The 8,802-nt window shown below is 38.9% G+C and carries 9 protein-coding genes; 5 read left to right on the top strand and 4 right to left on the bottom strand.

Translation table 11 applies throughout. The features are described from left to right. The first annotated feature begins 137 nt into the window (after positions 1-137). The 3 genes from QZ620_RS12465 to ctlX all read left to right on the top strand — a co-directional run bounded on the left by QZ620_RS12465 (position 138) and on the right by ctlX (position 3,350). Positions 138-1,421: a citrate synthase gene (locus QZ620_RS12465; RefSeq protein WP_295182158.1), complete on the top strand. Its 1,284-nt coding sequence runs from the start codon at positions 138-140 to the stop codon at positions 1,419-1,421. Between the two features lie 84 nt (positions 1,422-1,505). Next, positions 1,506-2,417 (top strand): dimethylarginine dimethylaminohydrolase family protein, encoded by a 912-nt coding sequence (locus tag QZ620_RS12460; protein ID WP_295182155.1) that lies wholly within the window; start codon positions 1,506-1,508, stop codon positions 2,415-2,417. 9 nt (positions 2,418-2,426) lie between these two features. Then, positions 2,427-3,350, top strand: a complete 924-nt coding sequence (gene ctlX / locus QZ620_RS12455) for a citrulline utilization hydrolase CtlX (protein ID WP_295182153.1) — start codon at positions 2,427-2,429, stop codon at positions 3,348-3,350. A 6-nt stretch (positions 3,351-3,356) separates the two neighbouring features. Here ctlX and QZ620_RS12450 read toward each other — a convergent pair whose 3' ends face one another. Both QZ620_RS12450 and QZ620_RS12445 read right to left on the bottom strand, forming a co-directional pair. Further along, positions 3,357-4,835 carry a BCCT family transporter gene (locus QZ620_RS12450; protein WP_295182150.1) on the bottom strand — a complete coding sequence of 493 codons (1,479 nt, stop codon included), beginning with the start codon at positions 4,833-4,835 and terminating at the stop codon, positions 3,357-3,359. Between the two features lie 5 nt (positions 4,836-4,840). After that, positions 4,841-6,298: an SDR family oxidoreductase gene (locus QZ620_RS12445; protein WP_295182147.1), complete on the bottom strand. Its 1,458-nt coding sequence runs from the start codon at positions 6,296-6,298 to the stop codon at positions 4,841-4,843. A gap of 70 nt (positions 6,299-6,368) precedes the next feature. Between QZ620_RS12445 and QZ620_RS12440 the strand changes: the two genes are divergently transcribed. Continuing rightward, entirely contained in the window at positions 6,369-6,572 is a 204-nt protein-coding gene (locus QZ620_RS12440) for a hypothetical protein (protein WP_295182145.1), read from the top strand. Here QZ620_RS12440 and QZ620_RS12435 read toward each other — a convergent pair whose 3' ends face one another. Then, positions 6,573-7,205 (bottom strand): MarC family protein, encoded by a 633-nt coding sequence (locus tag QZ620_RS12435; RefSeq protein ID WP_295182143.1) that lies wholly within the window; start codon positions 7,203-7,205, stop codon positions 6,573-6,575. It lies immediately after the preceding gene. A gap of 103 nt (positions 7,206-7,308) precedes the next feature. Continuing rightward, the gene (locus QZ620_RS12430) at positions 7,309-7,734 is read right to left on the bottom strand and encodes a hypothetical protein (protein ID WP_295182161.1); all 426 of its coding nucleotides are present in this window, start codon (positions 7,732-7,734) and stop codon (positions 7,309-7,311) included. Positions 7,735-7,846: 112 nt separating this feature from the next. On the opposite strand from QZ620_RS12430, the gene argS reads away from it, so the two are divergent. Beyond that, on the top strand, positions 7,847-8,802 hold a 956-nt coding region (argS, locus tag QZ620_RS12425; RefSeq protein WP_295182141.1), incomplete at its 3' end, for an arginine--tRNA ligase.

The raw sequence follows: 8,802 nt of genomic DNA, 5'->3' as shown, positions 1-8,802 counted from the left end.
AGACTTAGTTAAAATTCACGAAAACGGAAGAAAATAGGGGTATTTCTGAAATTTCGTTAGTCGGCTTAAAATAATTTTAACACTAAAATTCGTAAATTAGCAATCCTTAAAAATTAATCTAAAGAACAATATATAATATGTCTAAAACAGCAACTTTCGAATTTGACGGAAAGAAATATGAATTTCCCGTTACTGTGGGAACTGAAGATGAAATTGGTATAGATATCAAGACGCTTCGTGGAGAAGCCGGACTTATCACATTGGACCCAGGATTTAAGAATACTGGTAGCTGTGAAAGTGCGATCACCTTCCTGGATGGTGAGAAAGGAGTGCTTAGATATAGAGGTTACGCAATTGAAGATCTTGCTGAAAAAGCTGATTTTCTTGAAGTAGCTTACCTTTTGATTTTTGGCGAGCTTCCAGACAAGTCACAACTTGATAAATTCACCAAGGATATTAAAGAGCAGTCTCATGTAGATGAAGAGATGAAGAAGATCCTTGATGGTTTTCCTAAGTCTGCGCATCCAATGGGCGTTCTTTCATCATTGACCAGTGCTCTTATTGCATTTAATCCGTCTTCTGTAGATGTTTCTTCAGAAGAGGATATGTACAAAGCAATTGTAAAAATTCTTGGGAAATTCCCGGTTCTTGCTGCATGGACATTGAGAAAGAAAAACAGTCTTCCGCTAAATTATGGAGATGAAGATCTGGGTTATGTAGAGAATCTGCATAAGATGATGTTCGAGAAGCCAAATAAATCGTATAGTGCAGATAAAGCGGTGATTGAAGCTCTAGATAAACTATTAATTCTTCATGCAGATCATGAGCAGAACTGTTCTACTTCTACGGTAAGAATGGTAGGTTCATCACATGCTGGTCTTTTCGCATCTATTTCAGCAGGTATTTCAGCTTTATGGGGTCCATTACACGGTGGAGCTAATCAGGCTGTGATCGAAATGCTTGAAAAGATCAAGGAAGATGGGGGTGATACGCATAAGTTTATGCAAAAGGCGAAAGATAAGGAAGATCCATTCCGTTTGATGGGATTTGGACACAGAGTCTACAAGAACTTCGATCCACGAGCTAAGATCATCAAGAAATCTGCAGATGAAGTATTAGGGCAATTAGGTGTGCAGGATCCTGTTCTGGATATTGCAAAAGGACTGGAGAAAGAAGCTCTTGAGGACGATTACTTCGTAGAGAGAAAATTATATCCAAACGTAGATTTCTATTCAGGAATTATTTACAGAGCATTGGGAATCCCAGTGGAAATGTTCACCGTAATGTTTGCATTAGGTAGACTTCCAGGATGGATCGCACAATGGAGAGAAATGAGACTTAGAAAAGAGCCAATTGGAAGACCTCGCCAGATCTATATTGGAGAGAATCTTAGAGATTTTAAACCACTTGGAAGCAGATAATTTTCTGTTTATCATATTTTACGAATACCACAAAAAAGCTTCATCATCGTATGAAGCTTTTTTATATTTGTCAAAACCCTAGCAATGAAATTGCATATATCAAGTGAAACATCCAGATTACGCTCCGTAGTGCTGGGAACCGCCAAAAGTATTGGTCCTATTCCAACTCTTGAAGAAGCTTACGATCCCAAGTCTCAGGAACATATTAAAGCTGGAACCTATCCAACTGAAGAAGATATGGTGGCAGAAATGGAAGCTGTAGCCGCGGTGTTGGAGAAGTATGATGTTCAGGTTTTCAGACCTAAGATCATAGAAGATTACAACCAGATATTTACACGTGATATCGCTTTCGTGATCGATGATAAATTTATTAAATCGAATATATTGCCCGACAGAGATCAGGAGATCGAGGCCATAGAGCATGTAATGAGACAGATCGACCCTGCAAAGATCATTACCTTGCCCGAGGAAGCTCATATTGAAGGAGGGGACGTGATGCCTATGGGAGATCATATATTTGTTGGGACCTATAAAGGAGAAGATTACCGGAACTTTATCACAGCCAGAACGAATAAACACGCTGTAGATGCTTTAGTAAAAGAATTTCCAGATAAAAAGGTGATTAGCTTTAGTCTTAAGAAAAGCAATCATGTTGCCAAGGATAATGCTTTGCACCTGGATTGTTGCTTCCAGCCTGTAGGCAAGAACAAAGCGATCATTTACAAAGGTGGATTTTTGATAGAAGACGAGTATAACTGGCTTGTTGATTTCTTCGGAAAAGAAAACGTCTATGAGATCTCCCGTGATGAAATGTATCATATGAATTCCAATATCTTTTCCATTTCTGAAGATGTGGTAATTTCAGAAAAAGGATTTACACGACTTAATTCGTGGTTGAGAGAGCAGGGAATTACCGTAGAGGAAGTGCCTTATGCTGAAATATCGAAACAGGAAGGATTGCTTCGCTGTTCAACCTTACCATTAATCCGCGATTAACAGATAGCTATGAAACAGATTACAGATACCATTTTAATGGTTAGACCGGTAAATTTCAGAATGAATGAACAGACTGTGGTCAACAACTATTTTCAGAAGAAATTAGATAAATCCAATGTGAATAGCCTTGCAACTGAAGAGTTTGACACGTTCGTGAACAAATTGAGAGACGTAGGAGTAAAGGTGATCGTGGTAGATGATATCAAAGAAGAAGATACTCCAGATTCTATTTTTCCAAACAATTGGGTGTCGTTCCACAGCGATGGAGAGATAGCTTTGTATCCAATGTTTGCTGAAAACAGGCGTAAGGAAAGACGACTGGGATATTTCTCCAAACTGGAAGAAGCTGGTTTTAAGATCAATAACATCGTAGATTATACTTCTGCGGAAGAAGATGATATTTTCCTTGAAGGAACGGGAAGTCTTATTCTGGACCGGGTAAATCAAAAAGCATATTGTGCAATTTCACCTCGTGCAGATGAAGATCTGGTCATTGAGTTTTGTGAGGATTTCGAATTTACACCGGTTATTTTCAATGCCTATCAAAGTGTTAAGGACAAGCGACTTCCAATATATCATACCAACGTAATGATGTGTCTCGCTGAAGAATTTGCGGTTATTTGCCTTGATACCATAGATGACAAGAAAGAACGCAAAAATGTAGTAAAACATCTTAAAATGGATGGGAAAGAAATCGTATCCATTAGTGAGGAACAAATGCATGAATTTGCTGGTAACATGTTACAGGTTCAGGGAGCTGAAGAAAAGTTTCTAGTAATGAGTGCCCGCGCACACAGAAGTCTTAATCCGGAACAGGTAAGTAATATAGAAAAGTATTGTAAGATCTTAAGTTCTGAGATCGAGACAATCGAAACCTGCGGAGGCGGAAGTGCTCGTTGCATGATGGCTGAGGTTTTTCTACCTAAAGCCTGATTCTTGCTAATTTCTCTTTTGTAGAAGTTTTTTGCTGAAGAGAAAAGTTATAATTACGCTGAATATGGCAAATGGGAGGGAACTGATGATCAGAAATTTTTGCATTGCCGTGAGTACGTTGGAATCTGGTTTCGTATGACCGAGTACAATAATTGCCTCACAAAATATAAATATCAATACCGCCCATACCAGGCGGTATTTCTTTTTTGGTTCGGTATTTCCTTTATCTGTAAACATACTGAGTACAAAGATGGCCGAGTCTACTGACGTAACCAGGAAACTAATCAATAGTAATATCACGACTAAACTGGATACGGCAGGTAGAGGATAATTTTCGAAAAAGATAAAAACTGAAGTAAAGACATTACTAAATTCGTTACTGTAAGTACCAGCATCTTCAATGATTTCAAATGCGGAAGTTCCAAATATGCTAAACCAGAAGAAACTTCCAAGGGAAGGAATCAATAGAACTCCAAAGATCAACTCTCTAATGCTTCTCCCTTTCGAAATTCTCGCTATAAATACGCCGGTAAAAGGCGCCCACGCCAACCAAAATGCCCAGTAATAATAGGTCCAATTAGTAAGAAATTGCTTTCCCGGATCGAAATTTCCTCCGGCGAGACTCAGCGGTATAAAATCGAAGACATAGTGATATAAAGAATTCAGGAAATTTGAGATAATTTCAGGGATGTTTCCCAGTACGAAAACAAATAATAGCAATAAAATAGTGATATAAATATTCCAGTTGGAGATCCTTTTTATACCCTTATTTACACCGGCCCATGCCGAGAAGAATGCCAGCACGCATATGATAAGAACGAGAAATAAGTTCGTTAAGAGGTCCCCGGGATCTTTTGATTGCAAATGACTTATTCCTCCTTCGATTTGCGAGGTTCCAAGTCCAATTGCGGCGACTAAACCGATCATGGTGGTTAGAATCGTGAGAATATCAATAGATTTTCCCCAGTGATTACTATGAAATACTTTGAAACTGGAACTTAGCCGTATATCCTGTTTTTCTACAAATAAACTGTAAGCAATGATCAATGCAAATAATCCATAGAAGGCCCAGGCAGTAAAACCCCATTGATAAAATGTATATTCCAGAGAGATGATTTCTGGAGCAGAACCTGTTGCTATCGGAGGGTTCAAGAACATGTACACCGGTTCCTGAACAGCTCTCAATAAAATACCTGCTCCCATTCCGGCACTGTAAAGCATAGCTATCCAGGATAACCTGTCATACTCCGGTGGAGATTTTCCTAATCTTATCCTTCCGATTTTTGAAATAGCGATTATAAGGAGGAACAGAACGCAACCTAATCCAAGCCATAAGTAGAACGTTCCGAAGTATTCGCGAACCCATAAAGATCCATTTTCTATAGCTTCATAAAATTTGTCTGTAAATAGAAAGATGAAAACCGATCCTGATAATAATATCGAAGCAGAGAAGGTGAGTACTTTATTTCTAAGTAATTCTTTCATGGAACTTAAACAGAGCTGCCTTTAAGATTTTTTCCGGAGGGGCCATAGGCGATCTTATTGATCATCCCTTCAAATATGAAGAAATGAAACGGGTACATCGCATACCAGTAAGCACGACCTAAAAGTCCTTTCGGTCTAAAAGTGGCATTTTGATGAAGCACGTTGTTTTCATCGATCTTAAATTCCAGCCAGGCTTCCCCGGGAACCTTCATTTCTGCAAATAACAAAAGTCTTTTTTCTTCTTTATCGGCAAGTAAAACTCTCCAGAAATCTAGAGAATCACCTGCATGAAGTTTTGTAGCATGTGTACGGCCTCTGCGAAGTCCAACACCACCTGCAAGTTTATCCAGATATCCTCTAATCTTCCAGAGCCAGTTTCCATAATACCATCCGGTTAGTCCACCAATTGCCCATACTCTTTCAAGTACTTCTTCAGTATCGCTTATTTCCTTGCATTTCTTATCCTGCATACACCCGTATTTGGGTATTTGTATGTATTTGTTCAGCTCCCTGCGAAAACGACCACTACTCATGCTATCTTTCCAGCTAGAGATGACTTCATTCTGTTCGATCTTATAGAAGGCCATTCTAATAGCTTCTTTATACGGAATAAGGTCAACGTTTAAAAGTTCCTGCAAACGTGTGTCTTTTGTGATCACTTCAACAGACATACTATCTACCAGGTTCTGCGCAAGTTTATAGGATGTTGAGGTTACAAAATATAGCCAATATGAACTTAGTTTTGGAGACATGATAGGCACACGAAGTATCCAGAGCTTTAATTTTCTGACCTCTGCATATTGTAGCATCATTTCCTTATAGGTGAGAATATCGGGACCGCCAATGTCATAAGATTCGTTATAGCAGTCCTCGCAGCCAATAACCCGAATGAGATACTGTATCACATTTCTTATAGCAATTGGTTGTATACGTGTGTCTACCCATTTTGGGGTCACCATCACCGGTAACTTTTCACAAAGATCGCGTATGATCTCAAAGGATGAACTCCCACTACCTACGATGATCGCGGCACGGAGTACGGTAACATTGAATTCTCCCTTATATAGGATTTCCTCAACGGCCTTTCGTGATTTTAGATGTTTCGATAGTTCTTCTTCATTGATAATTCCACTGAGGTAGATCACTTGTTCTACGGAAGTTTCAGCCATCATCGTATTAAAGTTCGTAGCGGCTTGAGCTTCCTGTTTATCAAAATCTTCAGTAGAGCCGGTCATCGAATGGATGAGATAATAGGCGGCATCGATGTTTTTGATAGCTTCCGGAGCTTTTGTGTCTTCAAGATAATCGATCTCTACGATCTCCACTTTTTCCCGGAGTTCCTCATTGGAAGTGAATCTATGTTTATTTCGAACTGCACATACTACATCATGACCTTGTTCAAGTAATTGAGGCAGAAGCCTCATGCCAATATAACCGTTAGCACCGGTAAGTAGTATGCGCATTTGAGAAATTTGATCTTCAAATTATAAATTAAATTGCTACTTTCACCTCTGATTAGTAAAACTTTATTAAATGAATAACGTGCTCAAATTTGTTCTGCTCATCATTGGGATAGGGCTTATTGGCTATGGGTTGTATGATATTCTAACTCCTGAATTTTCCATCGATGCTGGACCCCTTCAGGTAGAAGCTCATGGTGATAACACACAATCTTATGCAATGATCGCATTTGGAGTGCTCGCTCTGGTAGGAGGTTTAGCATTTGGCAAGCGTTAATTACAGACTTATTGTTCTGAAGATATTGATCACAGAGGAACTTATATATTCAATTCCAATGGCGATCACAATAAAACCTATGATTCTGGAAATAGCATTAATCCCAGATGCACCAAGCATGGAAACTATATAATAGGAGCTTCTAAGAACGAGCAGCGTAGCTAAACAAACACTAAAAATTGCTCCTACCGCAATCATTTTCTCATTCCAGGTCGCATATTCCTCGTATAATCCAATCAAAAAAGATATGGAGCCAGGGCCAGCAAGCATAGGAATGGCCAGTGGAGTGAGCGATACGCCATCACGCTGAAAAGCGTCTTCCTGAACCTTCGGCTTATCCATACCTTTATGCTTAGCAAAAGAGCCAGTTAGCAAGGCAAAACCAGAAGTAGTAATAATTAAGCCTCCAGCAATTCTTAAAGAATCGAGGCTTATTCCGAAGAAATTAAGGATATATCTGCCAGTAAAAAAACTTATAAGCAGGATCACGAAAATATTGATCGCTGTAAGGAGGGAAGTACGAGACCGCTCAGATTTAGTGTCCTCTTTGGTAAGTCCAACGAAAATAGGGACAGTGCCCAGGGGATTGATCACAGAGAACAAAGCAGCGAAAACATAAATGAATAGTTCCATTGATTTTTTTCCGCAAATGTGCATCGATAAACGATTTGCCGCGGAAAGTTGAAATCAATTTTAGGTTAAGGAATTGTTTCGAAATTCGCTTGGAATTACACATTTATAAGTCATCGATCTGCGTAGGAGCATTGTCGGTCTTGTAGTTGATAATTTTCTGGAAGAACTTATGAATACCGGGCTTGTCTGCCTTGACCTTGATGAAATGATGATCCCTGTAAATACTATATTCATCAGCTTTTCCTTTATATAGATTTAATTTGTAATAAGGAATCACGAGAGCGTAAGTTTCAAGTAGTGATCTAAACATTACGATAATCCCGTTGCCTCTCATTTCAACATTGCAAACATTGGCATTATTATCTAAAATGAGCAGGTTGTAGATTTCTATACTGGAGGAAGTTATCTGTAATTTTGGAGAACCTGAGCCACGAAGTTTGACCCGTTCCATTAGCGTAAATGGTTTTCCTACTTCAGCTCTAATCTTTTCTGAGATCGCAGGACGATTGTAAGAGATATTAATTAGCATTTCTTTTTTCCTAAATATAAGGATTTGCGTTAAAAGGCTGGCGACCGGAACTTCAATTCTTTTTATCTTTGCGCACTTAATAGAATACAAAACAGGCATAAAAGCGTTGAAAATGACCATAGAACAAATTCTTGCAGCAAAAGTTAATGAAGCAGTTACCAAACATTACGAGGTGGAAGCTCCAACCATTGAGTTCCAGCCAACACGCAAGGATTTTGAAGGAGACATCACTTTAGTTGTATTCCCAATGCTGAAACAAATCAAGACCAATCCGGCTCAGCTGGCAGAAAACATTGGTAGCTATTTAAAAGAAGAGGTAACTGAAGTAGCAGATTATAATGTAGTAAAAGGATTTCTTAATATCGTAATAAGCGATGCTTACTATATTAATTTCTTTAATCAAATCAAAGATCGATCAGATTTTGGAGTGTTGTTGCCCCAAAGTGATGCCAGTGGGATCATGATTGAATATAGTTCCCCGAACACCAACAAACCCTTACATCTTGGTCATATTCGAAATAATCTCTTAGGTTTTTCTGTAGCCGAAATCTTGAAGGCTGCGGGAAATACTGTCCACAAAGTACAGGTGATCAATGACCGTGGAATACATATTTGTAAGTCTATGGTGGCATGGCAGAAATTTGGAAATGAAGAAACACCAGAATCTACCGGTTTGAAAGGTGATAAACTCGTTGGGAATTATTATGTGAAATTTGATCAGGAATATAAAAAAGAGATCGCTCAATTACAGGAGCAGGGAAAATCTGAAGAAGAAGCAAAGGCGGAAGCTCCGATTTTTGTTGAAGCTCAGCATATGTTACGTAACTGGGAGGCGAACGATCCCGAGGTTGTAAAGTTATGGTCTACCATGAACCAATGGGTTTATGATGGTTTTGAAAAAACCTATGATTCTCTCGGAGTCGATTTCGATAAGAATTACTATGAAAGTGAAACCTACCTTTTAGGTAAGGATAATGTCATGAAAGGTCTGGAAGATGGAGTTTTCTATCAGAAGCCTGATGGCAGTGTCTGGATCGATCTAAGTGATGAAGGCCTGGATGAGAAGAT

The organism is uncultured Christiangramia sp. (genome assembly GCF_913046405.1).
GTDB lineage: Bacteria > Bacteroidota > Bacteroidia > Flavobacteriales > Flavobacteriaceae > Christiangramia > Christiangramia marina.
The sequence above is the reverse complement of the archived record's forward strand: the minus strand, read 5'-3'. Positions and strand labels throughout refer to the sequence as shown.

Coding starts and splice junctions, on each gene's coding strand:
- QZ620_RS12440 (WP_295182145.1), top strand. CDS start 6,369: ATGAATAACGTGCTCAAATTTGTTCTGCTCATCATTGGGATAGGGCTT.
- QZ620_RS12460 (WP_295182155.1), top strand. CDS start 1,506: ATGAAATTGCATATATCAAGTGAAACATCCAGATTACGCTCCGTAGTG.
- QZ620_RS12435 (WP_295182143.1), bottom strand. CDS start 7,205: ATGGAACTATTCATTTATGTTTTCGCTGCTTTGTTCTCTGTGATCAAT.
- QZ620_RS12465 (WP_295182158.1), top strand. CDS start 138: ATGTCTAAAACAGCAACTTTCGAATTTGACGGAAAGAAATATGAATTT.
- QZ620_RS12450 (WP_295182150.1), bottom strand. CDS start 4,835: ATGAAAGAATTACTTAGAAATAAAGTACTCACCTTCTCTGCTTCGATA.
- QZ620_RS12445 (WP_295182147.1), bottom strand. CDS start 6,298: ATGCGCATACTACTTACCGGTGCTAACGGTTATATTGGCATGAGGCTT.
- ctlX (WP_295182153.1), top strand. CDS start 2,427: ATGAAACAGATTACAGATACCATTTTAATGGTTAGACCGGTAAATTTC.
- QZ620_RS12430 (WP_295182161.1), bottom strand. CDS start 7,734: ATGCTAATTAATATCTCTTACAATCGTCCTGCGATCTCAGAAAAGATT.